This is a genomic window from Alcaligenes sp. WGS1538, assembly GCF_043187505.1.
Lineage (GTDB): Bacteria > Pseudomonadota > Gammaproteobacteria > Burkholderiales > Burkholderiaceae_B > Alcaligenes.
Map to the genome: position 1 here is coordinate 910538 of NZ_CP171109.1, position 25994 is coordinate 936531.

Below are 25994 nucleotides of genomic sequence, written 5' to 3' on the forward strand. Positions count from 1 at the left end.
GACGGGATGAATACAATCTGGATTCCCTTGTGGTTGTCGCTCAAGGTCGCCGGCTGGGCGACCTTGTTCGCTTGTGTGCTGGGCATCGCCGTCGCCTACGGCTTGTCGCGCTGGGAGTCGCGCTGGTGCGACCTGCTGGACTCCATCCTGACCCTGCCCATGGTGCTGCCGCCCACGGTCATCGGCTATTACCTGCTGGTGCTGTTCGGACGGCGCAGCGCCTTCGGGCAGTGGCTGTCGCAGTTCGGCATCGAGCTCGTGTTCACCTGGCAGGGGGCCGTGATCGCCGCCACCGTGGTGGCTTTCCCCATGGTGCTGAAGGCGGCCCGCGCCGCCTTCGAGGACGTGGACGCCCGCCTGGAGAACGCCGCCCGCGTGCTGGGCCTCAAGCCCCTGGCCGTCTTCTTCCGGGTCAGCCTGCCCCTGGCGGCGCGCGGCATCCTGGCGGGCGTTCTGCTGGCGTTCGCGCGCGCCCTGGGCGAGTTCGGCGCCACCTTGATGATCGCGGGCAGCATACCGGGCCGCACGCAGACCATGTCCATCGCCATCTATGAAGCCGTGCAGGCGGGCGAGGACAGCCTGGCCCTGGTGCTGGTGGCCGTCATTTCAATCACTTGCGTGCTGGTGCTGTGGAGCGCCGGCGCCCTCTCGCCCCGGCATGTGCGGCGCCAAAGGAGCGTGCAATGAGCCTGACTCTGGATATCCGGCGCACCGTGCAGTCGCAGGCGCGCCAGTTCACCCTGGACATCCAGGTGCAGACCGACGCCAGGCACATTGCCTTGTACGGCCCCTCCGGTTCGGGCAAGTCCCTGACGGTGCAGAGCGTGGCCGGCCTGCTGCGACCGGACCGGGGCCGCATCAGCATAGACGGGCGGATCTATTTCGACTCGGAGCGGGGCGTGGACCTGAAGCCGCGCGAGCGTCGCGTGGCCTACCTGTTCCAGGACTACGGCCTGTTTCCGCACCTGACGGCGGCGCAGAACATCTGTTTCGGATTGAATACCGGCCTGTTCAACCGGCGCGTGCAAACGCTGCCCGCGGCGGCGCGGCGCTGGGTGCAGGCTTTTGACCTGGAAGCGGTGCTGGACAGTTACCCGGCCGAATTGTCAGGCGGACAGAAGCAGCGCTGCGCGCTGGCCCGGGCGCTGGCCGTGGAGCCGGAGGTATTGCTGCTGGACGAGCCGCTGGCGGCGCTGGACCAGGATCTGCGCGTGCGCTTGCGGGCGGAGCTGGCCCAGTTGCAGAAGCAGCTCGAGATTCCCACCATTTTGATTACGCATGATCCCGAGGATGCGCGCGTGCTGGCGCAGGAGGTCTATCGCATCCGCGACGGGCGCATCGTCGATTACTGCGCCGCCGAAGAGCTGGAGGCTTCGCGGCCATTGGATCTCATACCGTCGCAATCATGACGCTGGAAGCCTTGAACAGGGCGTAGGCCTGCTGGCCGGCTTCCAGGTGCAGGCGCTGCGTGCTGTCCAGGGTGATGGTCGCAGTCAGCGCCAGCCCTTGCGGCAGCTCCAGCCGAACCTCGGCGTTGACGGCGCCGGGAATCACCTGGGTGATGGTGCCAGGCAGCTGGTTGCGGGCCGACAGGGTGCCGCGGGTGTCCGTGGTTCCTATCATGATGGAAGACGCCTTCAGGAAAGCCAGCACTTTCTGTCCCACGCGTATGCCCAGGTTCTCGGTGCTCTCCTGCGTGATGGACGCCACCACGCTCTGGCCCTGGCCGATGTCCAGATGGATTTCGTCATTGACCGCGCCGGTCTTGATGGCGGTGACCGTGCCGGGCAGCTGGTTGCGGGCGGATGTTTGCATCATCATGGTCTGGAGCAGCTCCATCTGGGTGGCCGCCGAGGGCATCAGGCGCCCGATGCGCGCCATGAACCGCTGGTGCAGCCGGTCGTAGGTCTGGTACAGGTCGAGCAGCTCGATCGCCTTGGGCGTCAACGTGGCGCCGCCTCCGCGATGGCCGCCGGTGCTGCGCAGCACCAGGGGCTCGCCGGCCATGTTGTTCATGATGTCGATGGCGTCCCAGGCGGCCTTGTAGCTGATGCCTATGCTGCGCGCCGCCGCGGAGATGGAGCCTTGCTCGCCGATCGCGGCCAGCAGGGCCATGCGGCGCGCGCTGCCCCAGGTGTTTTCGCCGGTGCGCAGCGACAGGCTGCTGGTGAACTCGGCTTGGGTATCGTGTGTGCTGGACATGGGCGTAAGTGTAAGGGTGGAAGGCGGCGCTCAACAAGCCACGTTCCGTCGGCTGCAGGCGCAATGCGGAAATGCCCGATCCGTGCGAACGAGACTGGCGGGACGGGCAGGGGCGGGGGCCGCGTGCAGGCGCGCATCGGCTTGAGCGTCCATCGTGGTTTAATGATAAACCTTGGTGAAGATTCCGGAGGCAGGCTGAGCTTCTCGACTATTTTGTCGGTGGAAAATGGGAGCTGGGATTTCTTTATTGAAGTCAATGGGTTGTATTTGGAGTGTTCCCCGCGCGAGCGGGGACTTCATTCTGGCGCGGCGCATTGCTGCGTTCGCAATTGCTTGTCAAGAAGAGGCTTTCAAGCCTGGCCGCTTTCATTCAATACGGCGGCGTTTCCGGTGTCCGGCGGGGCTGCGCGCTTTGATCCAGGGGGAGGCATCGAAGTCCTCCTGACGGCGCTGTTCGCGCAGGGGCTGTGCGGTTTGTTCATTCCGCGCTTGAGCTGCCGGCTTGAGGGCGCGCGGCCTTGAACTTGTTGACGATGACGCAATAGTTGCCGGCCAGGATCATCAATGTGCCGATGATCGCCAAGAGGGTCGGGCGATAGCCTTCGGTAATGCTGGAGATGGCTAATGCCACGAGCGGAACGAAGAGCATCGTATAGGCGCCCCGTTCCGCGCCTAGACGTCCGATGACGGCGAAATAGGTGGTGTAGCCGATGATAGAGGGAAAGATGATCAGATAGATCAACGAAACCGCGTAGGCCGGTGACATATCGAAGGTGAACGATTGTTCGGTCCAGACGGCATATCCGAGCAGGAACAGGGCGCCATACGCCATTGAAATGCCCGTCAGAGGGAGTACTTCAACTCCGCTGCCTTGTAGCTGAACGGCCGAGATATTGGCGAAAGAGAATGCCAATGTGGCAGCGAGAGCGTAGGCAAAGCCCAGCCAGCTCCAGCTTCCGGCGGGCAGTTCGGGGAGGAAGACAAGAGCCATGCCGGCCAGGCCCAGGAGGATCCCCGCCATGACTGGCCGGGTGATGGGCGTCTTGAGAAAAATGCGGGTATTGACGACGTTGAGCAGGACGACAGCGGAGTAGGTCAGCGCGATCAGGCCGGTGGTGATCATTGCCGCTGCTTTGTATATCAGCAGGAAGGCGACGGAGAAGCCGAAGCCGCCGAGCATGGCCATGGCGGCATGCTGGCTCCAGCTGTAGCGCAGGCGCTTGCCCGTGATTGCCGCGAGCAGCAAAAGCAAAGTGGATGCGGCTCCGAAGCGGTAGATCAGCGAGATGACGGGAGCGACGCCGCTAAGCTGTAATTTGGCGGCATACCATGAGGTCCCGCCCGTGAGGATGGTCACGACATAGAGAAAGGCCGTGCCGGAAATGAAACCCGTCTTCATGTCATGTTCCGATGAGTTCGAACGAGCGGCTCAAGACCACAGGATCAGGTTTCTGCGATCCATGACGCCTATGAAGGAGCCTGTCGCGATTCTTTGCCGTGCGGCGCCTTCGGGACTTGGCAGGACCACATGCGGATTTCCGGTATTGAAGATGACGACGGAACCGACCTGGGGCTGGAAGGTGAACGAGTCGCAGTCGACGAGCAGGGCGCTGTCGTAAGCCTTGTAGCTTCTGTCGATGCCGGTGAACTCGAACGGCTGATCATAGACAACGGTCTGGCCTCCTCGCGAAGGGGATGAGACATACAGGTTCCAGGTCAGTTGTGCGGAGATATCGCCAACGGCCATCAGCCCCTTGGCAAAGGTCGGCGCATAATCGACATGGACGTCGGAGCCGCCGGGGATCAGCCTGATGATGCCTGCAAAATACCGGCCCGAACCCGGTTCTTCAGCGATCGAGATATTGAAATCGGTCTGATTCCTGATGCGATGCATGAAGCGCTCAACGGGGTCGAAGGCTGCGCTGACGATGGTTGCTCGTTCCCGCTCGGCAGCTTCGACCTGCGCAAAATATGCTTCCTTGGGGCGATTGCGGTAGTGGGCAAGGGGAATGCCCAGGTATGAGCCGGGTTTCCCGAATTCATACTCCTTGGCTTTCATGCTCAAGATGGCCGCGGCGAGCTGATCGCATTCCGCAAGGGTGGCAAAATCACTGATGACCACGGCCGGGATTTCCTTGTCTATGACCGCTTGCAGGCTCTCCGACGAAAGCGCTGCGAGGCCCGCATGTTTCCATCTTTTTTTCATGGCGCTTAAGCTTCCAGTTATGCTGTGCATGGGTAAGATCCTGACCAGGCCGAGTGCCGTAAGTCGTGCTTATCCGGACGGGCACGAAGTGCGTTCAGGGGCGGCATGTTGAGCCCCGCTTGCCTTGATTGCGATTGGGCGCCGCTTCGCACCGCCGCTGCCGCAGACAATTCCAGCCCGACCTTCCTCGAAGGGGGCCAGGATCGAGAGCGATGCCCGTCATGGTCAAGGAGTTGTGTTGCACCGCTACAATGACCGGGCAGACCGCCTGAGCGCGGTCGTTTCTTGCAAACTTAACCGGTTTTCGACATGCATGACATCCCTGCCATTTCCGTAGCCGAGCTGCAGGAACTGGACAGCGCCCGCACGGTGGTGCTGACCGTCAACAACCGCTATGCGCGCCGACTGCTGGGCCGGCTGTCCGCCCGGCTGGCGGCGCAGGGCGGGACCGTGGCCGTGCCCGAGATCCTGCCGCTGGGCGCCTGGCTGGCGCAGGCCAGCGACCAGTTGTGCTTTTCGTCCCAATGGCAGCCGGCCGCCCATCACATGGATCGCTTTGCCGCCCTGCAGCGTTGGGAACACAGCATCGAGCAATGCGAGCCCGAAGGTTACTTCCTGGACATGGCCCAGGCCGCGCGTTTTGCCTGCGAAGCCGACAGCCTGCTGGACGATTGGGAGATCCGGATCGATCCGTCCGAGGCCAGCATGGATTACGAACGCTTCCTGCTGTGGCGCGCCCACTATCGCGCCGGCCTGGAGCAGGGCGACCTGGACGATGCCAACCGCGCCGCCGGGCGCGTGGTGGCGGCGGTGGAAGCAGGCGCGCTGCACCTGCGGCACACTCATCTGGTCCTGCATGGCTTTCATGAGTTCTCCCCGCGCCTGCAGCGCCTGCTCGCGGGTCTGCAGGCCATGGGGCTGCGCATAGTGCGGCTGGATCAGCCGGAACCCCAGGCCTCGCAGGTGTGGCGGGTCCAGGCGCAGGACGCGGACACCGAATGGCGGCTTGCGGTGCGCTGGGCGCGCCGCCAGCTGGACGAGAATCCCCAGGCTTGCGTGGCCATTGTGGCGGCGCAACTGGAGACGCAATTGCCGCTGGTGCACAGGCTGCTGCGCCAGGCCATGCATACCGAGCAGGGCGTGCTTCCGTACAACGTGGCGGCGGCCAGAGCCCTGGCGCAATGGCCGCTGGTGGAAGCCGCCCTGGCCTGGCTCAAGGCCCTGTTCACGCTGGCCGAAAAGGGCCGTGCCGAGCCCGCCTTGCTGGGTCAGGCCCTGCGCCTGGGGGCTTGCCAGGCCGACCAGCCCGAGGCGGGCGGGCGCGCCCAGATCGACAAGGCCTGGCGCGACAACCGCCTGACGGTGGTGCGGCGCAATGAATTCGAGAACATGCTCAGCCGCTATGCACCCGAACTGGCGCAGGCCTGGGACCGCGCCATGACGGTGCTGCAGGCGGCCCCGACCGGCGCCCAGGGCGTGGACGTGTGGGCCGGCGTGATGCGCCAATGCCTGCAGGCTTTGGGGTTTCCCGGCAGCGCCAGCCTGGACAGCGCGCAGTTCCAGACCCTGGAAGCGCTGGAGCAATTGATGCTGTGTTTTGCCCAGCAGGCCCCGGTGCTGGGCCGCATCAGCGCTCTGCGCGCGCAGGGCGCCCTGGCGCGCATGGCGCGCGAGAGCCTGTTCCAGCCGCAGCGCGACCCGCGCGCGCGGCTGGACGTGCTCGGCTTCCTGGAGGCCGAAGGCGGCCGCTGGGACGCCGTCTGGGTGCTGGGCCTGACGGACGAGGTGCTGCCGGCCGCCGTCAAGCCCAATCCCCTGATTCCCGCCCATGTGCTGCGCCGCGCGCAGGCGCCGCGCTCCACGCCGGAACGCGAACTGGAGTGGGCGCGCTGGATGATGGCGGCCTTGCTGCGTTGCGCGGATCAGGTGCTGCTGAGCGCGCCCATGCATCTGGGCGAACAGGAACTCAGGCCCAGCCCCCTGATCGCGCCCTGGCCTTTGCTGGAGCTGGAGTGGGCGCCGCGCCGCGGCGAGGCGGCCGAACTGGCGAGCCTGCCCGATGCGCAGGGGCCGGCCCTGCAGGCTGAGGAAACCATACGCGGGGGCATCAGCGTGCTCGACACCCAGGCGCGCAATCCCCTGTGGGCTTTCGTGAAGTTCCGCCTGCACGGCCAGGCGCTGCCGGACTATGCGCGCCTGGGCGACATGAACACGCGCGGGCTGTTTCTGCACAGGGCCGTCGAACTGTTCTGGCGCTCCGTGCAGGACCAGGATACCCTGCACGAGCACCTGGCCCGGGCCAGCCTGGCGCAGGTGCTGCACGACAGCGTGGAGCAGGCGGCGCAGGAAGAATTGGCTGATTACGGTCCGGTGCTGCGCGCGCTGGAAGTGGAGCGCGCCAGGGCCGTGCTGGCCGAATATGCCGAGCTGGAAGCCCGGCGTCCGCCCTTTGCCCTGGAGGCGACCGAAGAGGATGTCGATTGGACGCGCGGCCCGCTGCGGCTGAGCCTGCGCCTGGACCGGCTCGATCGCCTGGCGGACGGGTCCCATGTGCTGCTGGACTACAAGACGGGCATGGGCGAACTGCGTCCCGACAAGGACTGGCTGCGCGGCCGTCCCGTCAATCTGCAGCTGCCGTTCTACGCCACCGTGCTGCAGGAGCAGGGCCAGCAGGTCAGCGCGCTGGCTTTTGTGCGCCTGCATGCGCGCCAGGTCGCGTTCAGCGGACTGGCGGCGCCGGGCATGGAGATCGCGGGCATGACCGAAGTGGACAGCGGCCAGCAATGGCTGGCCCAGCTCCTGGCCTGGAGGCAGGCCGTGCAGGGATTGGCCGATGAGTTCATCCAGGGCCGGGCGGCCAATCAGATCTGGAACCGCAACGACTTGCTTTATTGCGACGTCTTGCCGTTCCTGCGCTTGTTTCAGCAAAAGTACGATGCCGTCGGCAACGGCGGGGAAATGTGATGTCTTTTCAACCTAGCGACAGTGACGCCCGCAGCCGGGCGCTGGATCCCGACCGTTCCTTTCTGGTGCAGGCCCCGGCCGGTTCGGGCAAGACCGAATTGCTAACGGACCGGATTCTGGGGTTGTTGGCGCGTGTGGACCGGCCCGAGGAAATCGTGGCCATCACCTTCACGCGCAAGGCGGCCGCCGAGATGCATGCCCGCGTACTGGAAAAACTGGCCGCCGCCGACCAGCCCTGCCCGAGCGAACCCTATCGGGTGCGAAGCTGGGAGCTGGCCTGCGAGGCCATGCGCCGCAACCGCGAGCAGAAGTGGGACCTGCTGGCCTACCCGGCGCGCCTGAGCATACGCACCATCGACTCGCTGTGCGCGCACCTGGTGCGCGCCATGCCCTGGGTGACCGGACTGGGCGGCGTGCCGGCGATTGCCGACAATGCCCTGGAGCACTACGAGGCCGCCGCCTGGGCGACGCTGGAGATGGCGGAAAGCATGCCCAGCGTGGCGCGCTTCCTGGAACACATGGATGTGAACCTGGCCCAGGCCCAGGCCCTGCTGGCCGCCATGCTGGCCAGCCGCGACCAATGGCTGCCCGCCTTGGGGGCGGGCGGGGATGTGAGCGTGCTGCAGGAGAGCCTGCGCGAGGTGGTCGAACAGCAGCTGGAGCAGTTGCGGCGCTGCATGCCGCCCGGCTGGGCGCCGACCCTGGCGCCGCTGGCTCGTTTCGCGGCGGCCAACCTGGACGATGGAGAGGTGCTGGCCCTGGCCGACTGGGACGGCGAGCCGCTGGCGCCGGTCATGGATGAATTGCCGCGCTGGCGCGGCCTGGCCTGCCTGCTGCTGACGGACAAGGGCGACGTGCGCAAGAGCCTGACCGTGCGCAACGGCTTCCCGCCCAAGACGGCCGAAAAAGAACTCCTGGCCGACTGGCTGGGCCGCTGCCTGGGCACCGAGCCCTGGGTGTCCAGGCTGGCGGCGGCCCGCCTGTTGCCGAGCCAGTATTCGGCGCAGCAGCAGGACGTGCTGGCCAACCTCATCCAGGTCTTGTGGCTGGCGGCGGCCCAGCTCAAGCTGCGCTTTGCCGAAAAGTCCGAGGTCGATTTCACCGAGATCGCACAGCGGGCGCTGGAGGCTCTGGGCGACGCGCAGGAGCCGGGCGAGCTGTTGCTGCGCATGGATCGCTCCATCCGGCACCTGCTGGTGGACGAATTCCAGGACACCAGCCAGTCCCAGGTGCAGTTGCTGGAGCGCCTGACCAGCGGCTGGGAGCCGGGCGACGGGCGCAGCCTGTTCCTGGTGGGCGATCCCATGCAGTCCATCTATCGCTTCCGCAAGGCCGAGGTGGGCCTGTTCCTGCGCGTCTGGCAGGAGCGGCGCCTGGGCGACGTGCCGCTGGAGCCGCTCAATCTGACCAACAACTTCCGCTCTCATCCGCGGCTCGTCGAATGGGTGAACCGGGTGGGGACGCAGTTGTTCCCTCGCCAATCCGACCCCGAGCTTGGCATGGTCACCTACGAGGAGTCGATCGCCTTCAGGCCCGACGAGCCGGGCTCGGCGGTGGAGTTCCACGCATCCTGGCATTTTCGCGTGGCGCGCGGCGAGGATGGAACCCCGGCCCAGCAGACGGCCCAGGACGAGGCGGTGGAGCAGGCCGTGCGCTGCGCCGGCGCCGCCTTGCAGCGCCATTCCGGCAGCCCCCATCCGGTCGCCATCCTGGTACGCGCGCGCTCGCACTTGAGCGGCCTGGTGCGCAAGCTGGGCGAGCAGGGCATACCGTGCCGCGCCGTCGAACTGGAGCCCCTGCAGCAGCGTCCCGTGGTGGCCGACCTCGTGCAACTGGTGCGCGCCCTGGCGCATCCGGCGGACCGCCTGGCCTGGTTGTCGCTGCTGCGCTCGCCCATGATAGGCCTGCGCCTGGACAGCCTGCACCGCCTGTGCGCGCGGCATCCCCGCCAGGCCATGCCCGAGCTGCTGCGGGACTGCGAGGCGCTGGACTGGGAACCGGGCGAACGTGAACGCCTGCTGTTCGCCCGCCAGGTCCTGCTGGATGAAGGCAACCGCAGCGGCTTGATGCCTTTTGCGGCCTGGGTGCAGGAGTGCTGGACGCGCCTGGGCGGCGAACGGGTCTATCCCACGGTCGCCGATCAGGCCGACGCGGAACAGGTGCTGCGCCTGCTGGAGGAACTGTGTCCCTACGGACCGCCCGACCAGCAATTGCTGCAGGCGCGCGTGGAATCGCTGTACGCCACGCCGCAGGGTTCGGGCAAGGCCGTGGAGGTGATGACCATTCACAAGTCCAAGGGCCTGGAGTTCGAGACCGTGATCCTGTTCGGCCTGCACAAGCAGTCGGCGGCGGATTCCGAGCCTCTGATCCGGCTGGAGCATAGCGCCGAGCGCCTGATCCTGGGGCCCATCACGCACCGGGCCAGCGAGGACCGCGACCCGGTGTCGCAGTTCCTGGCCGCGCGCGAGCGCATACGCGCCGAACAGGAAAGCCATAGGCTGCTCTATGTGGCCCTGACGCGGGCGCGCCGGGAACTGCATCTGTTCGCCGAATTGAGCATTACCCAGGACAAGGGGCTGCGCGAACCCGACGGCCGCTCCTTGCTGAGCCGCCTGTGGTCGGCCGTCACGCCGCCGCCGGCCCCGCCCTGGCAGGCCGTGCTGGACAGCCAGACGGGGGCGGGGGAGCAACTGGTCGGGCCGCCGCTCGTGCGCGTGGTCCGCCTGCCCGATCTGCCGCCCGGCCTGCAGGCGGGCGTCACGCAGGCCCATCAGGCATGGAACTGGACGCTGGACACCAGCCACGAAACCGCGATAGGCACGGTCGCGCACGCCTGGCTGGAGAAACTGGGCCGCGAGGGCCTGGATCAATGGCCGCTGGAGCGCCTGCGCGAAAGCCGGCCGGTGATGTGGCGCCAGCTGCAGCGCGCCGGCGTGCCGGGCGCCTATCTGGACGAGGCCGGCCAGGCCCTGTTCGAAGCCGTGGCCGCCACGACGCGGTCCGAGCAGGGCCGCTGGCTGCTGGGCGTGGCGCGAGCGCACCGCGAATGGTCATTGCTGGACGTCAGCGGCCGGGTGTCCATCATCGACCTGGCCATCTCGCAGGAGGATCACTGGCTGGTGGTGGACTACAAGACCAGCCGGCCGGCGCCCGGCGAGAACCTGGAGCTGTTCCGCGAACGCATGCTGCAGCGGTATGCGCCTCAGCTGGAGCGCTATTGCGCCCAGGTCGCGGCGCTGGACGGCCGGCCCGCGCGCGGCGCGCTTTATTTTCCGCGCGCGGACCTGTGGGTGCCGTATTAGTGCTACACTACGAGATGGCGGGCCCCTCCGCATGGTTCGGCGGTGAACCTGGTCAGGTCGGGAACGAAGCAGCCACAGCCGTGCAGAGTCAGTGCCGGAGTCAGGCTCGCCACTTCACATTCTTGCCGGGTCCAGCGCGCCCGGTCTGTCTGCTCCTCTCGGGCACCGAATCCGGTACACTTTTCCTTTCGCTCATCTGTGCTGATGGCTCACGCCGTCCGGAATTCGCATGACCTATCTCGTTCTGGCCCGCAAATGGCGCCCTCGCTCCTTCGACACCCTGATCGGTCAGGATCATGTGGTGCGCGCGCTCACGCACGCCCTGTCCACGCAACGCCTGCACCATGCCTGGCTGTTCACGGGGACCCGGGGAGTGGGCAAGACCACCCTGTCGCGGATCCTGGCCAAGTCGCTCAACTGCGAGACCGGCATCACCGCCGCGCCTTGCGGCGCCTGCCGGGCCTGCACCGAGATCGACGCGGGCCGCTTCGTGGACTACGTGGAGCTGGACGCCGCCTCCAACCGCGGGGTGGAGGAAATGACGCAGCTGCTGGAGCAGGCCGTCTACGCGCCCAGCGCCGGACGCTACAAGGTCTACATGATAGACGAAGTCCACATGCTGACCGGCCATGCCTTCAACGCCATGCTCAAGACGCTGGAAGAGCCGCCGGCGCACGTGAAATTCATCCTGGCCACCACGGACCCGCAGAAGATCCCCGTGACCGTGCTGTCGCGCTGCCTGCAGTTCAACCTCAAGCAGATGACGGTGCCGGCCATCGTGGAGCACCTGCAGGATATCCTGACCCAGGAAGGCATGCAGTTCGACGTTCCGGCGCTGCGCCTGCTGGCGCAGGCGGCGGCAGGCTCCATGCGCGACGCCCTGTCGCTGACCGACCAGGCCATCGCCTACAGCGCCGGCGACCTGAGCGCCCAGGCCGTCCAGGCCATGCTGGGCACCATAGACCAGCGCCACCTGGCGCAACTGCTGCAGGCCCTGGTGGCCTACGACGCCAAGGCCATCATGGCGGTGGCGGACGATCTGGCCGCGCGCGGCCTGTCCTACGCGGGGGCGCTCGCCGATCTGGCCACGCTGCTGTCGCGCATCGCCATCGAGCAACGCATTCCCGGCACCATCACTGACGACGACCCCCTGGCCGGCCCGGTGCGCGAGCTGGCGCCTGCGCTCTCGCCCGACCACGTGCAGCTTTTCTACTCGGTGGCCGTGCACAGCCGCCAGGAACTGTCCCTGGCGCCGGACGAATACGCCGGCTTCGTCATGGCCTGCCTGCGCATGCTGGCCCTGCTGCCCGAACCGGTGCCGGCCCAGCCCGCGCCGCCGGTCGGTCCTGAAGGCGGCCGAACGCAGCCGCAAGAGGCGGCGCTTCCTTCTGCCCCTGTGCCGTCCGAACCACCGATGGCGCCCGTCGCCCGGGAGGCCGCCGAGGCGCCGCCCGTCCAGGCCCGCGTTGCGCCGACTCCGCCCGTCCCGCCCCCTCCTGCCAGGAATGATTTCGTTCCCGCCTGGGAGGACTCCGCGCCGAGCAGCCGGTCCGCCGATGCGCCGGCTCCGCAAGTTCCCTCGCCGGTTCAGTCAGAACCGGCGCCTGAGCCTGCGCCCGTGGCCGAAGCCGATCCCGTCGCCGTCCAGGACGAGCCGCCCGGTCAGCAGGAAGACTCCGCCCCGGCCGCCCGGGAGCCAGCCGCTTCGCCCGCTGCGGACGACGGGCTGCAGGAGCCGGCCTGGCTGTCCGAGGGCATGGACGACGAATTCGAGAACTACCAGCCCGCCGGCATGGACGCCGCCTCCGGCGGCGACGATGACGACGACATGCCGCCCCTGCCGGCCTCGGGCAACTTCATGCCGGACGGCGAGCTGGGCCTGCCTGTGCCGGCGCCCGCTCGCGAGGGCAGCCGCGCGGTGCGCCTGGGCGGCATGACGGCCGAGAAATGGCCTTCCGTGGCGGCCGAGCTGCCGCTCAGCGGTTGGGCCGCCGAGCTCGCCCGGCAGACGGAATGGGTGGGCGTGCAAGGCCAGGAAATCCATCTGCGCGCCAAGATCAAGGCCACGGAAGGCAGCCAGGGCAAGGCCCGGCTGCGCACCGTGCTGTCGGAATACTTCGGCCAGGCCGTGCAGCTGGCCATCGAATACGGCGACACCGGCGATGCCACGGCCCATGCCGTGGAGCAGGCCAAACTGGCCGAGCGCCAGCGGCAGGCCGAAGAGCAGGTCGCCCAGGATCCCTTTGTCTTGACCCTGATCCGGGACTTTGGCGCCAGCGTCAAGGAAGGGTCGGTCAAGGCAGCTCCCTTGGTCCGGGCCGCCTGAGCGGCCCTCGTTCAATTCCAACAATCAGGAAACCACACCATGATGAAAGGTCAGATTGCCGGCTTGATGCGTCAGGCGCAGCAAATGCAGGAAAACATGAAGAAGGCGCAGGAGGCCCTGGCCGAGATCGAGGTCGAGGGCGTCTCGGGCGGCGGCCTGGTCAAGGTCGTCATGAACTGTCGCCACGACGTGCGCCGCGTGTCCATCGATCCCAGCCTGCTGGAAGAGGACAAGGACATGCTGGAGGACCTGATCGCGGCCGCCTTCAATGACGCCCAGCGCAAGGCCGAAGCCACTTCGCAGGAAAAGATGGCGGGCGTCACCGCCGGCCTGCCCCTGCCTCCCGGCATGAAGTTCCCCTTCTGATGAACGAGCCGCAGATCGCCGAACCCGAACCGCTTCGGGTTCTGATCCAGGCCCTGCGCCGCCTCCCCGGAGTGGGCGAGCGCAGCGCCCGCCGCATGGCCTATCACCTGCTGCAGCACGACCTGGTGGGCGCGGACCAGCTCAGCCGGGCGCTGGAGCAGGCCACCCAGACCCTGCGGCATTGCCGGCGCTGCAACGGCTTCACGGTCCAGGAAGTCTGCGAAACCTGTTCCAACCCGCGCCGCGATCCCGCCTTGCTGTGCGTGGTGGAGACCCCCGCCGACCAGAACATGATCGAAGCCACTCACGGCTACCGCGGCCTGTACTACGTGCTGATGGGCCGGTTGACGCCGCTGGAGGGCATAGGGCCCGACGCCCTGCAGTTCGACCGCCTGCTGGAGCGGGCCGGCGACGGGCAGGTCCAGGAAGTGATCCTGGCCACCAATTTCACGGCCGAAGGCGAGACCACCGCCCATCACCTGGCTGAAATGCTGGGCAGCCAGGGCTTGAAGGTCACCCGCCTGGCGCGCGGCGTGCCCGCCGGCAGCGAACTGGAATATGTGGATCCCGGCACCATCGCCTGGGCCCTGATGGAGCGGCGCGCCACCTAGGCCCGACCGCCCTGGCGGCCATTTGGCCGCTCGCGTCCCGGTACCCCTCGTTTTAGTAGTATAAGTATTAGGCCTTTACTTTATGACTACACAACAAGAAGGGGATCCCCATGACACTGACTCGTCGCCACATGCTCAAACTGGCCGGCGCATCCGGGCTGGCCATGTCGCTGCCGTCCGTCGGCCGCGCCCAGGAGCTGGAAAAGAAAGACATCACGATCGCGGTAGGCGGCAAGGCGCTGATTTACTACCTGCCCCTGTCCATCGCGGAGCTCAAGGGTTTCTTCAAGGATGAAGGCCTGAACGTCAAGGTCGCGGACTTCGCGGGCGGCTCCAAGGCCCTGCAGGCCGTGGTGGGCGGCAGCGCCGACGTGGTCTCGGGCGCGTTCGAGCACACCATCAATCTGCAGGCCAAGGGCCAGTTCTACCGCGCGTTCGTGCAGCAGGGCCGCGCTCCGGCCATCGTGCTGGCCGTCTCCAGGAAGACCATGCCCGACTACAAGTCGCCGGCCGACCTGAAAGGCAAGAAGATCGGGGTGACCGCGCCCGGCTCCTCGACCAACATGATGGTCAACTTCTTCCTGGAACAGAACGGGCTGAAGCCTTCGGACGTCTCCTTCATCGGCGTGGGCGCCGGGGCCGGCGCCGTGACCGCCATGCGTACCGGCCAGGTGGACGCCATGGCCAATCTGGATCCGGTGATCGGCACCCTGGCCAAGGAAGACGCCATCCAGGTCATCGCCGATACCCGCACGGTGGCCGACACCAGGAAGATCTTCGGCGGCAACATGCCCTCGGCCTGCCTGTACGCCTCGCAGGAATTCCTGGACAAGAACCCCAAGACCGCCCAGGCGCTGGCCAATGCGATCGTGCGCGCCGACAAGTGGATCCAGGCCAATGACGCCGAGACCATCGCCAAGACCGTGCCGGCCGCCTACCTGCTGGGTGACGTGGAGCTGTACAAGCAGTGCCTGGACGCCAACAAGGAGTCGCTCTCGCCCAACGGCCTGGTGGACGAGGACGGCCCGGCCACGGCCTTGAATGCGCTGGCGGCTTTCGTCCCCAACCTGGACGCTTCCAAGATCGACACCAGCAAGATCTTCACCAACGAATTTGCCGACAATGCCAACAAGAAGTACCCCCATGCCTGAGGCCGCGCTTTCCCTTGACAACGTCAGCTGTGTTTTTGCCTCGCGCGACGGCAAGGGCACGTACACCGCGGTGCGCGACGCCAGCCTGACGGTCGCCCCTGGCGAGTTCGTGTCCGTGGTCGGTCCGACCGGCTGCGGCAAGTCCACGCTCTTGAACGTGGGGGCCGGCCTGCTGGCCCCCTCCGCCGGGCAGGTGCGCGTCTTCGGTCAGCCCCTGCAAGGGGTGAACCAGCGCGCCGGCTACATGTTCCAGGGCGAGGCGCTGATGCCCTGGCGCAGCGCCGAGTCCAACGTGATGGCCGGCCTGGAGTTCGCCGGCGTGCCGCAGGACGAAGCGCGCGCCCGCGCCCGGGAATGGCTCAAGCGGGTCGGCCTGGGCGGTTTCGGCGACCGCTATCCGCATCAGATGTCCGGCGGCATGCGCAAGCGCGTCATGCTGGCCCAGACGCTGATCCGCGACCCGGACATCATCCTGATGGATGAACCTTTTTCCGCCCTGGATATCCAGACCCGGCAGCTGATGGAGAACGAAGTGCTGGAAATCTGGATGGCGCAACGCAAGGCCGTCCTGTTCATTACCCATGACCTGGACGAGGCCATCGCCATGAGCGATCGCGTCGTGGTGCTGTCGGCCGGGCCGGGCACGCGCCCCATCGGCGAATTCCACATCGATCTCCCGCGTCCCCGCGACGTGGCCGAAGTCCGCAACCAGCCCCGCTTCGTCGAATTGCATTCGGCCATCTGGGCCGTGCTGCGCGATGAAGTCCTGAAGGGCTATGCCCAACAAAAGCGCGCCTGATATGTCGAAGTCTACTCACCGTTCCCGCCTGGCCCTGCGCGCCTGGCAAATCCTGTTGCTGGTCGTCATCCTGCTGGCCTGGCACTTCTTCACCCTGGACCCCAAGGTCGCCTTTTTCTTCGGCCAGCCCCTGGAGGTGATCAAGGTCATCTGGGCCTGGTTCGTGACCAATGGCGATATCTACCTGCACCTGGGCGTCACCCTGAGCGAGACCTTGCTGGCCTTCGTGATCGGCACGGTGGCCGGCCTGGGCTGCGGCTTGTGGCTGGGGCTGTCGCCTCGCGCGGCGGCCCTGCTGGATCCCTACATCACCGCCGCCAACTCCATGCCGCGCGTCATCCTGGCGCCCATCTTCGGCATGTGGTTCGGCCTGGGGATCTGGTCCAAGGTGGCCCTGGCCGTCACGCTGGTGTTCTTCATCGTGTTCTTCAACGTGTACCAGGGCGTGCGCGAGGTCAGCTCCACGCTGCTGGACAACGCCCGCATGCTGGGCGCCAGCCGCCGCCAGTTGCTGCGTCACGTCTACATTCCCTCGGCCACCAGCTGGGTGTTCTCCAGCCTGCACACCTCCGTGGGCCTGGCCTTCGTGGGCGCCGTGGTGGGCGAATACCTGGGTTCGGCCAGCGGGGTGGGCTACCTGATCCTGCAGGCCGAAGGCACGCTGGACGTGAACACCGTGTTCGCCGGCATCGTGGTCCTGACCATCTTCGCCCTGGTGCTGGACGGCCTGGTCAGCCTGTTCGAAGAACGCATGCTGGCCTGGCGGCCCAAAGGGGGCGAGACGGAGAAGCTCTAGCGTTTGCCATTGCGCCGCATGAAAAAAACCGGCCCCGTCTTGCGATGGGGCCGGTTTTTTTCAGTTCGGGAAGGGCGGAGTTCAGCTCCGCTGCCGAGCCTGCTGGATCAGTGCGTCCAGCTTGATGGCGTCGGCCGTGAACAGGCGTATGCCTTCGGCCAGTTTTTCGGTGGCCATGGCGTCCTGGTTCAGCTCGGTGCGGAAGGCCACCTCGTTGCTGGCGCGCCATTCCGGGGCGGCGGCCTTGGCCCGGGCGACGCTCAGGGCGGGCGAGAGCTCGCCGTCGGCGGCGGCCAGCTGGCCCAGCAGCTCGGGGCTGATGGTCAGCAGGTCGCAGCCCGCCAGCGCCTGGATCTGGCCTATGTTGCGGAAACTGGCGCCCATGATCTCGGTGGGGATGTCGTAGGTCTTGTAGTATTCGTAGATGCTGCGCACCGAGCGCACGCCCGGATCGTTCTCGCCCCGGTTGGCGTCCTCGTTCCAGTCGGCGCCGGCGGCTTTCTTGAACCAGTCGTAGATGCGGCCCACGAAGGGGGAGATCAGCGTCACCTTGGCCTGGGCGCAGGCGACGGCCTGGGGCAGGGAGAACAGCAGGGTCAGGTTGCAGCGTATGCCTTCGGCCTGCAGGGCGCGCGCGGCCTGTATGCCTTCCCAGGTGGAGGCCAGCTTGATCAGGACGCGCTCGCGGTCCACGCCGGCGCGCTCGTAGTGCTGGATGATCTGGCGGGCGCGCTCGATGCTGGCCGGCGTGTCGAAGGACAGGCGGGCGTCCACTTCGGTGGAGACGCGGCCGGGCACGATGTCCAGGATCTGGCGGCCGAACGCCACCAGCAGCAGGTCGCTGGTCTCGGCCAGGCTGGCCTGCGGGTGGTCGGCGATGACGCGATCGAGCAGGGGCCGGTAGGCCGGCAGCTGGACGGCCTTCAGTATCAGGGATGGGTTGGTCGTCGCGTCCGTGGGACGGAAGGCGCGCATGGCCTCGAAATCGCCGGTGTCGGCCACGACGGTGGTGTACTGGCGCAGGGATTCAAGCTGAGTCGTCATGTCTGTTGCAAGTCCATCTTAAAGCCATCAAGCCAATCGGCCACTGTAGACGATTTTGTGGCGAAACGCGCCTTTTTTCAGTGTTTTTCCCGATTAACTTTCGGAAGAAGGGGGATTCGGCATATAATCAGAAGGTTTAATGTCAATTTCAGAACCGGGGTTTTTTAACGTGCTGCCGTCTTTATTTCCTGAGGAGTCCCGCACTATCACTAGTGCTATCCTAGCCCTGGCGGATGGAACCCTATTCAAAGGGGTGTCAATCGGTGCCGAGGGGCACTGCGTTGCTGAAATCGTTTTCAATACGGCCATGACGGGTTATCAGGAAATCCTGACCGACCCAAGCTACAGCGGGCAAATTGTTACGCTTACCTATCCGCACATCGGTAATACCGGTGTCAACCCGGAGGACTCCGAATCCACCAAGGCCCATGCTGCCGGGCTCGTCGTTCGTGACTGTCCTTCCCGCCTGTCCAACTTCCGCTCCACCCAGTCCCTGCCCGACTACCTGAAGTCGCAGGGCGTGGTCGCCATCTCCGGCGTCGATACCCGCAAACTGACCCGCATCCTGCGCGAGAAAGGCTCCCTGGGCGCCTGCATCATGGTGGGCGAGGACGCCGAGCGCGCGCTGGAGCTGGCCCGCTCCTTCAAGGGCATGCAAGGCCAGGACCTGGCCAAGGTCGTGTCCACCACCGAGCGCCACGACTGGACCGAAGGCTCCTGGGAACTGGGGCAGGGCTTCACCCAGCCTGAAACCGGCCGCTTCCACGTGGTCGCCTACGACTTCGGCGTGAAAGCCAACATCCTGCGCCTGATGGCAGACCGCGGCTGCAAGGTCACCGTGGTGCCCGCCCAGACGCCGCTGGCCGACGTGCTGGCCTACCAGCCCGACGGCGTGTTCCTGTCCAACGGCCCCGGCGATCCGGAGCCCTGCGACTACGCCATCGAAGCCTGCCGCGGCCTGCTCGAGCGCAAGCTGCCCATCTTCGGCATCTGCCTGGGCCACCAGATCCTGGGCCTGGCCGTGGGCGCCAAGACCCTCAAGATGAAGAACGGCCATCACGGCGCCAACCACCCCGTGCAGGAACTGTCCAGCGGCCGCGTGTTCATCACCAGCCAGAACCACGGTTTCGCGGTGGACGCCGATACGCTGCCGGCCAACGCCAAGGTCACGCACATCTCCTTGTTCGACCAGAGCCTGCAGGGCTTCGAGCTGACGGATCGCCCCGCGTTCTGCTTCCAGGGCCATCCTGAAGCCACGCCCGGACCGCGCGATATCGCCTCGCTGTTCGACAAATTCATCAGCCTGATGGCTGCCCACCAGGCCGAAAAAGCCGCGTAAGATCACTATCGCACCATGCCAAAGCGTTCAGACATAAAAAGTATTCTCATCATTGGCGCGGGCCCGATCATCATCGGTCAGGCCTGCGAATTCGACTATTCCGGTGCCCAGGCGTGCAAGGCCCTGAAAGCGGAAGGCTACCGGACCGTGCTGGTCAACAGCAATCCGGCCACCATCATGACCGACCCCGACACGGCCGATGTCACCTACATCGAGCCCATCACCTGGCAGGCGGTCGAAAAAATCATCGAAAAAGAGCGTCCTGACGCGCTGCTGCCCACCATGGGTGGCCAGACCGCGCTGAACTGCGCCCTGGACCTGGCCAAACACGGCGTGCTGGATAAATTCGGCGTCGAGCTGATCGGCGCCAACGCCGAAGCCATCGAAAAGGCCGAGGACCGCCTGAAGTTCAAGGACGCCATGACCTCCATCGGCCTGGAGTCCGCCAAGTCCGGCGTGGCCCACAGCATGGACGAAGCCTGGGCGGTGCAAAAGCGCATCGCCGAGGAAATCGGCACCTCGGGCTTTCCCGTCGTGATCCGCCCCAGCTTCACGCTGGGCGGCACGGGCGGCGGCATCGCCTACAACCCCGAGGAATTCGAGACCATCTGCCGTCGCGGCCTGGAAGCCTCGCCCACCAGCGAACTGCTGATCGAGGAATCCCTGCTGGGCTGGAAGGAATTCGAGATGGAAGTGGTGCGCGACCGCGCCGACAACTGCATCATCGTGTGCTCCATCGAGAACCTGGACCCCATGGGCGTGCACACGGGCGACTCCATCACCGTGGCTCCCGCCCAGACGCTGACCGACCGCGAATACCAGATCATGCGCAACGCCTCGATCGCCGTGCTGCGCGAGATCGGCGTGGACACCGGCGGCTCGAACGTGCAGTTCGCCGTCAATCCCGACAACGGCCGCATGATCGTCATCGAGATGAATCCGCGCGTCTCCCGTTCCTCGGCGCTGGCTTCCAAGGCCACGGGCTTCCCCATCGCCAAGGTCGCCGCGCGCCTGGCCGTGGGCTACACCCTGGACGAGCTGCGCAACGAGATCACCGGCGGCGCGACCCCGGCCTCGTTCGAGCCCACCATCGACTACGTGGTCACCAAGGTGCCCCGTTTCGCCTTCGAGAAATTCCCCCAGGCCGACTCCCGCCTGACCACCCAGATGAAGTCCGTGGGCGAAGTCATGGCCATCGGCCGCACCTTCCAGGAATCCTTCCAGAAAGCCCTGCGCGGCCTGGAAGTGGGCGTGGACGGCCTGAACCAGAAGACCACCGACCGCGAAAAACTGCAGGTCGAACTGGGCGAGCCCGGCCCCGAGCGCATCTGGTACGTGGGCGACGCCTTCGCCCAGGGCTTTTCCCTGGACGAAGTGCACAGCCTGACCAAGATCGACCCCTGGTTCCTGGCCCAGATCAAGGAAATCGTGGACATCGAGCTGGCCCTGGAGCAGAAGACGCTGGCCGATCTGGATCGCGACACCCTGTTCGGCCTGAAGCGCCGCGGCTTCTCCGACCGCCGCCTGGCCTTCCTGCTGGACACGGTGGAATCCGAAGTGCGCAAGCTGCGCCATCAGCTCAACGTGCGCCCCGTGTACAAGCGCGTGGACACCTGCGCGGCCGAATTCGCCACGAACACCGCCTACATGTACTCCACCTACGAGGAAGAGTGCGAATCCAACCCCACCGACAAGAAGAAGATCATTGTCCTGGGTGGCGGCCCCAACCGCATCGGCCAGGGCATCGAGTTCGACTACTGCTGCGTGCACGCCGCCCTGGCGCTGCGCGAGGATGGCTATGAAACCATCATGGTCAACTGCAATCCCGAGACCGTGTCCACCGACTACGACACGTCCGACCGCCTGTACTTCGAGCCCCTGACGCTGGAAGACGTGCTGGAGATCGTGCACACCGAAAAACCCGTCGGCACCATCGTGCAGTACGGCGGCCAGACGCCCCTGAAGCTGGCCCGCGCCCTGGAGGCCAACGGCGTGCCCATCATCGGCACCAGCCCCGAGTCCATCGACGTGGCCGAAGACCGCGAACGCTTCCAGAAGCTGCTGACCAAGCTGGGCCTGCGCCAGCCGCCGAACCGCACCGCACGCACGGAAGGCGAGGCCATCGCCCTGGCCGCCGAGATCGGCTATCCGCTGGTGGTGCGCCCCAGCTACGTGCTGGGCGGCCGCGCCATGGAGATCGTGCACGAGCAGCAGGACCTGGAGCGCTACATGCGCGAAGCCGTGAAGGTCAGCAATGACTCTCCCGTGCTGCTGGACCACTTCCTGAACAACGCCACCGAAGTGGACGTGGACTGCCTGGCCGACGGCGAGCGCGTGTTCGTGGGCGGCGTGATGCAGCACATCGAGCAGGCCGGCGTGCACTCGGGCGACTCCGCCTGCAGCCTGCCGCCTTATTCGCTCAGCGACGAGACCGTGGCCGAAATCAAGCGCCAGACGGCCCTCATGGCCAAGGCCTTGAACGTCAAGGGGCTGATGAACGTGCAGTTCGCCATCCAGGACGGCGAGGTCTACGTGCTGGAAGTCAATCCGCGCGCCTCGCGTACCGTGCCCTTCGTGTCCAAGGCCACCGGCCTGCAGCTGGCCAAGATCGCCGCGCGCGTGATGGCCGGCGAGACCCTGGCCCAGCAAGGCGTCACCGAAGAAGTCACGCCGCCTTACTACTGCGTCAAGGAAGCCGTGTTCCCCTTCGTGAAGTTCCCCGGCGTGGATACCATCCTGGGGCCTGAAATGAAGTCCACCGGCGAAGTCATGGGCGTGGGCGCTTCTTTCGCCGAAGCCTTCGTGAAATCGCAGATGGCCGCCAGCGTGCGCCTGCCCGACAGCGGCCTGGCCTTCATCAGCGTGCGCGCCCAGGACAAGCCGCAGGCGGTCGAAGTGGCTCGCGGCCTGGTGTCGCTGGGCTTCAAGGTGGTCGCCACGCGCGGCACGGCCGCCGCCATCGAGCAGGCAGGCCTGCCCGTGCAGGTGGTCAACAAGGTCACCGAAGGTCGCCCGCACATCGTGGACATGATCAAGAACGGCGAAGTCGCCCTGGTCATCAACACGGTCGAAGAGCGCCGCAACGCGATTGCCGATTCGCGTACAATCCGTACTCACGCCCTGGCTGCTAATCTTGCCTACTACACCACCATTGCCGGTGCGGTGGCGGCGGTCCAAGGCCTGCAGTATCTGCGCCATGGCGATGGCCTGAAGGTTTACGCGGTCCAGGAGCTGCACGCTTCGCTCGCTGAACACTAAGGCGCATCAGGCCGGAAGGGCGCACCCGCAGGTGCGCCCTTTTTTTTGCCGCCGGGCCGCCCCAAGGAACAAAGCCCCCTTGGGGGATGAGCCCGGACATAGTACAGTCCCTGCGGACTGTACTATGCCTGGCGAATCCGAGCGGCCTGCCTGCCGCGAGGCGGACAGCAAGCAGGCATCGGCCTGCGCAGCGTGGGGGCTTTTTTGCCGCCGGGCCGCCCCAAGGCAAAAATCGCCCCCTCGGGGGGCAGCAAGCAGGCATCAGCCTGCGCAGCGTGGGGGCTTATTATGGAGATCATGTCGTGAAGTGGTTCATTCTTGCCTTGTTCATCGCATGCACGCTGGTCGTGCATTTCAGGGGTCGGGTGCGGCATCGCTTTTCCCGCCAGGTGCTGGATCACTCCACCTTCACGGCGCCGCTCAACTGCTTCATGTACGCCTTCTCGGCCGTGCCCAACAAGCCCTACCTGGACCTGGAGAACTTCCCGGAACTGAAGGTGTTGCTGGAGCGCTGCGACGAGATCCGCGCCGAAGCCGAGCGTCTGTACGGCGACGGCCACATCAAGGCCTCGGACAAATACAATGACGCCGGTTTCAATTCCTTCTTCAAGACCGGCTGGAAGCGCTTCTACCTGAAGTGGTATGACGCGGACCATCCGTCGGCGCGCGAACTGTGCCCGGTCACCACCAGCCTGCTCAAGGACATTCCATCCATCAAGGCGGCCATGTTCGCCTCGCTGCCGCCGGGCAGCCGACTGCCGCGCCACCGCGATCCCTACGCCGGCTCGCTGCGTTTCCACATGGGCCTGATGACGCCCAACAGTCCGGACTGCTACATCAATGTGGACGGCCAGTCCTACTACTGGCGCGACGGCCAGGCCGTCGTGTTCGACGAGACTTTCATCCATTATGCGGAGAACAAGTCCGACCAGAACCGCATCATCCTGTTCGCGGACGTGGAGCGCCCCATGCGCTATCGCTGGGCGCAGGCCGTCAACCACGCCGTGGGCGGGTTTCTGCTGCGCGCCGCGGCGGCGCCCAACCAGGAAGGCGACCGCACCGGCGGCATCAACCGCATCTTCGGCGCCGTCTATGCGGTGCGCCGCTTCGGCAAGGCCATCAAGAAGAAGAACGAGACCCTGTACTACGTGCTCAAATGGGCGCTGGTGCTGGCCATTCTGGCCCTGATCTTCCTGTGATCATGCTTATGCACGCAGGCCTCGCCGTCGGCCGGGCGTCTCTGCGCCGGCTTCCCCGTCCGCGCACCGGTTTGCGGGAGCGTTGAGCCATGTTGTCGGTCTTCATCACCGGCGCCAGCAGCGGACTGGGGCGCGCCCTGGCCCGGGAGTACGCTGCGCAGGGCGCGCGCCTCGGCCTGCTGGGGCGCCGCCTGGACGAGCTCCAGGCCCTGGCGGACAGCCTGCCCGGCGAGCATCGCGTCTATGCCGTGGACGTGCGCGACCGCCATGCCCTGCATGAGGCGGCCGACGATTTCCTGGCTTTCTGTGGGCGAAAAGTGGACGTGGTGATCGCCAGCGCCGGCATCAGCGCCGGCACCCTGACCGAGGAGCGCGAGGACTTCGCCGTGTTCAAGGCCATCCTGGACACCAATCTGCTGGCCATGGTGGCCACTTTCGAGCCATTCGTCGCGCCCATGAAGGCGGCTGGCGGCGGCGCCCTGGTGGGCATCGCCAGCGTGGCCGGCATACGCGGGCTGCCCGGCGCCGGAGCGTACAGCTCCTCCAAGGCGGCCGTCATCGCCTATTGCGAAAGCCTGCGCCTGGAACTGGCGGGGCAGGGCATACGCGTGGTCACCATCGCGCCGGGATACGTGCGCACCGCCATGACCGCCCGCAATCCCTATTCCATGCCGTTCCTGATGCCGGCCGACGCCTTTGCCCGGCGAGCCGTCAAGGCCATCGCGCGCGGCGCATCCTATCGAGTCATACCTTGGCCCATGGGCGTGGTTTCGCGCCTGATGCGCCTGCTTCCCAACTGGCTGTACGACCTTCTGGCGCGCAATGCGCCGCGCAAGCCCCGCCAGCCCCAGGATTCCTGATTCCCATGCTGCAACCTTTGTTCAAAGGCTTCATGCTGAGCCTGGCCATGATCGTGGCCATCGGCGCCCAGAATGCGTTCGTGCTCAAGCAGGGCCTGCTGCGCCGCCATGTGCTGCCTGTCGTACTGATCTGCGCCCTGTCGGACCTGCTGTTCATCATCATGGGGGTCATGGCGGTCGGCGCGGTCATCGCGGCGCGGCCCTGGCTGGCCCTGACACTGACGCTGGGCGGGGCCCTGTTTCTGCTGGCCTACGGCGCCCGATCCTTCCATTCCGCCCTGCGCTCGCAAAGCAGTCTGGAATTGCTGGATGGACAGGGCGGGGCGGGCTTGTGGGCCACCATTCTGGCCACCCTGGCCGTCACCTACCTGAATCCGGGCGTGTACCTGGACACGCTGCTGATCATAGGCGGCCTGGGCGCGTCGTTCTCGGCCGAGCAGAAACCCTGGTTCGTGCTTGGCGCCGCCTTGTCATCGGCCTTGTGGTTCTTCGGCGTGGGTTTCGGTGCGCGTCTGCTGCTGCCGCTGTTCAGGCAGCCTCGCGCCTGGCGCATGCTGGAGCTGCTGATCGGGGTGATCATGTGGTCCATCGCCTTTCCCCTGCTGTGGCAGGCGGTGGGCCTGGCGCGCTCACTGTAGGCCGCCGGACGGCGCGCTACGGCGCCTCGTCCAGGGCCTGTTCCAGATGGGGCAACTGCCCCCAGGCCCGAGTCGTCCAGTTCAGGGCCGGATCGATGCTGAAATAGTTCAGGCTGGTGTTCAGGATGGCGTGGGCGCGCTTGGCGTTCAGCGCCTGGCCGTTCAGGCGCCGCCAGACCATGTCGATGACCCCGCCATGGGCGAAGACCAGCAGGTTCTTGCCGGGATGCCCGGCAGCCAGCTTCTCGAAGCAGCCCAGCACGCGGGCCTGGAACTGGCGCAGGGACTCGCCGCCTTCCACGGCGTAGTCTATGTCCACCGTGTTGCCGGGCTGGTCGGGGCCGTGGCGCCCCGCAGCGTCCCAGGGCTGGCCTTCCAGCACGCCGAAGCCGCGCTCGCGCAGCCCTGCATCCGTCTGCACGGGCAGATCCCAGTGGCGGCAGGCCAGGCGCGCGGTTTCCGATGCGCGGCGCAGGTCGCTGCTGAATACGGCGTCGACCCGCATGTCGAAGGCGGGCGAACTCAGGTGGCGCTGCAGGGCGTGGGCCTGCTGCAGTCCCGTTTCATTCAGTTCTATGTCCTGCCAGCCCTGCAGGCGGCGGACCGCGTTCCAGGCTGTTTCGCCGTGGCGTATCAGGCAGATGGACGTATTCATGGTCAGGGTCATCAAGAGAAAGAGTTGCATCGGGCCGCCGGGGCTGGCGCTGCTCCCATTGTAGTGCTTGCGGCATGGGGAACCAGAACGACATGCGTATAACGCATATAGCCGCCGGGACCGGCCAGTGTTGCGTCAGACGCTGCATGTGCGGCAAAAGGAGCGCCGCACCGCGTTTTTTGCTGTCTAGCTCAGCCGTTCATGTCTAAAATTATGCCTCGATGAACCGGTCCTGATCCCCGGACCGGGATGGCTCACGGATGCCGTCCGGGTTCGTC

Annotated in this window: 20 protein-coding genes and 1 other RNA gene; 16 read left to right on the top strand and 5 right to left on the bottom strand. The window is 66.2% G+C overall.

All coding sequences use genetic code 11. The annotated features are described in order from the left end of the window. Positions 1-6: 6 nt before the first annotated feature. On the top strand, positions 7-687 hold the full coding sequence (gene modB / locus ACF3ND_RS04255; RefSeq protein ID WP_394064567.1) for a molybdate ABC transporter permease subunit: 681 nt from the start codon (positions 7-9) through the stop codon (positions 685-687). Next, entirely contained in the window at positions 684-1409 is a 726-nt protein-coding gene (locus ACF3ND_RS04260; protein ID WP_394064569.1) for a sulfate/molybdate ABC transporter ATP-binding protein, read from the top strand. The genes modB and ACF3ND_RS04260 overlap by 4 nt, the downstream gene beginning before the upstream one ends. Here the strand turns inward: ACF3ND_RS04260 and ACF3ND_RS04265 are convergent. The 3 genes from ACF3ND_RS04265 to ACF3ND_RS04275 all read right to left on the bottom strand — a co-directional run bounded on the left by ACF3ND_RS04265 (position 1390) and on the right by ACF3ND_RS04275 (position 4438). Then, on the bottom strand, positions 1390-2202 hold the full coding sequence (locus ACF3ND_RS04265) for a TOBE domain-containing protein (RefSeq protein WP_394064571.1): 813 nt from the start codon (positions 2200-2202) through the stop codon (positions 1390-1392). The genes ACF3ND_RS04260 and ACF3ND_RS04265 overlap by 20 nt on opposite strands. A gap of 478 nt (positions 2203-2680) precedes the next feature. After that, entirely contained in the window at positions 2681-3601 is a 921-nt protein-coding gene (locus ACF3ND_RS04270) for a DMT family transporter (RefSeq protein ID WP_394064573.1), read from the bottom strand. A 30-nt stretch (positions 3602-3631) separates the two neighbouring features. Beyond that, positions 3632-4438, bottom strand: coding sequence for a hypothetical protein (locus ACF3ND_RS04275; RefSeq protein WP_394064575.1), 807 nt, complete (start codon positions 4436-4438; stop codon positions 3632-3634). A gap of 279 nt (positions 4439-4717) precedes the next feature. On the opposite strand from ACF3ND_RS04275, the gene ACF3ND_RS04280 reads away from it, so the two are divergent. The 9 genes from ACF3ND_RS04280 (at position 4718) to ACF3ND_RS04320 (ending at position 16723) form a co-directional block, all read left to right on the top strand. Then, positions 4718-7372 (top strand): PD-(D/E)XK nuclease family protein, encoded by a 2655-nt coding sequence (locus tag ACF3ND_RS04280; protein WP_394064577.1) that lies wholly within the window; start codon positions 4718-4720, stop codon positions 7370-7372. Continuing rightward, positions 7372-10674 (top strand): UvrD-helicase domain-containing protein, encoded by a 3303-nt coding sequence (locus tag ACF3ND_RS04285; protein ID WP_394064579.1) that lies wholly within the window; start codon positions 7372-7374, stop codon positions 10672-10674. The genes ACF3ND_RS04280 and ACF3ND_RS04285 overlap by 1 nt, the downstream gene beginning before the upstream one ends. A 16-nt stretch (positions 10675-10690) precedes the next feature. After that, positions 10691-10788, top strand: an RNA gene (gene ffs, locus ACF3ND_RS04290) — signal recognition particle sRNA small type. A gap of 115 nt (positions 10789-10903) precedes the next feature. Next, positions 10904-13000 carry a DNA polymerase III subunit gamma/tau gene (locus tag ACF3ND_RS04295; protein ID WP_394064581.1) on the top strand — a complete coding sequence of 699 codons (2097 nt, stop codon included), beginning with the start codon at positions 10904-10906 and terminating at the stop codon, positions 12998-13000. A gap of 39 nt (positions 13001-13039) precedes the next feature. Next, positions 13040-13366, top strand: coding sequence for a YbaB/EbfC family nucleoid-associated protein (locus ACF3ND_RS04300; protein WP_394064583.1), 327 nt, complete (start codon positions 13040-13042; stop codon positions 13364-13366). Beyond that, complete coding sequence (recR, locus tag ACF3ND_RS04305) at positions 13366-13977, top strand: recombination mediator RecR (protein WP_394064585.1); 612 nt, start codon at positions 13366-13368, stop codon at positions 13975-13977. The genes ACF3ND_RS04300 and recR overlap by 1 nt, the downstream gene beginning before the upstream one ends. Positions 13978-14087: 110 nt before the next feature. Beyond that, on the top strand, positions 14088-15128 hold the full coding sequence (locus tag ACF3ND_RS04310) for an ABC transporter substrate-binding protein (RefSeq protein WP_394064587.1): 1041 nt from the start codon (positions 14088-14090) through the stop codon (positions 15126-15128). Continuing rightward, positions 15121-15927: an ABC transporter ATP-binding protein gene (locus ACF3ND_RS04315; RefSeq protein ID WP_394064589.1), complete on the top strand. Its 807-nt coding sequence runs from the start codon at positions 15121-15123 to the stop codon at positions 15925-15927. The genes ACF3ND_RS04310 and ACF3ND_RS04315 overlap by 8 nt, the downstream gene beginning before the upstream one ends. A gap of 1 nt (position 15928) precedes the next feature. After that, positions 15929-16723, top strand: a complete 795-nt coding sequence (locus ACF3ND_RS04320; protein WP_394064591.1) for an ABC transporter permease — start codon at positions 15929-15931, stop codon at positions 16721-16723. 81 nt (positions 16724-16804) lie between these two features. Here the strand turns inward: ACF3ND_RS04320 and tal are convergent, their stop codons facing one another. Further along, entirely contained in the window at positions 16805-17767 is a 963-nt protein-coding gene (gene tal, locus ACF3ND_RS04325; protein WP_394064593.1) for a transaldolase, read from the bottom strand. A 169-nt stretch (positions 17768-17936) separates the two neighbouring features. On the opposite strand from tal, the gene carA reads away from it, so the two are divergent. The 5 genes from carA to ACF3ND_RS04350 all read left to right on the top strand — a co-directional run bounded on the left by carA (position 17937) and on the right by ACF3ND_RS04350 (position 25061). After that, on the top strand, positions 17937-19106 hold the full coding sequence (gene carA, locus ACF3ND_RS04330; protein ID WP_394065779.1) for a glutamine-hydrolyzing carbamoyl-phosphate synthase small subunit: 1170 nt from the start codon (positions 17937-17939) through the stop codon (positions 19104-19106). A 15-nt stretch (positions 19107-19121) separates the two neighbouring features. After that, positions 19122-22364 (top strand): carbamoyl-phosphate synthase large subunit, encoded by a 3243-nt coding sequence (gene carB / locus ACF3ND_RS04335; protein ID WP_394064595.1) that lies wholly within the window; start codon positions 19122-19124, stop codon positions 22362-22364. 302 nt (positions 22365-22666) lie between these two features. Then, entirely contained in the window at positions 22667-23563 is an 897-nt protein-coding gene (gene lpxO, locus ACF3ND_RS04340) for a lipid A hydroxylase LpxO (protein WP_394064597.1), read from the top strand. A gap of 89 nt (positions 23564-23652) precedes the next feature. Continuing rightward, complete coding sequence (locus ACF3ND_RS04345; RefSeq protein WP_394064599.1) at positions 23653-24423, top strand: SDR family oxidoreductase; 771 nt, start codon at positions 23653-23655, stop codon at positions 24421-24423. 5 nt (positions 24424-24428) lie between these two features. Continuing rightward, positions 24429-25061 (top strand): LysE/ArgO family amino acid transporter, encoded by a 633-nt coding sequence (locus tag ACF3ND_RS04350; RefSeq protein ID WP_394064601.1) that lies wholly within the window; start codon positions 24429-24431, stop codon positions 25059-25061. Between the two features lie 16 nt (positions 25062-25077). On the opposite strand, the gene ACF3ND_RS04355 is transcribed toward ACF3ND_RS04350, so the two are convergent. Then, positions 25078-25716, bottom strand: coding sequence for a histidine phosphatase family protein (locus ACF3ND_RS04355; protein WP_394064603.1), 639 nt, complete (start codon positions 25714-25716; stop codon positions 25078-25080). Positions 25717-25994 lie beyond the last annotated feature (278 nt).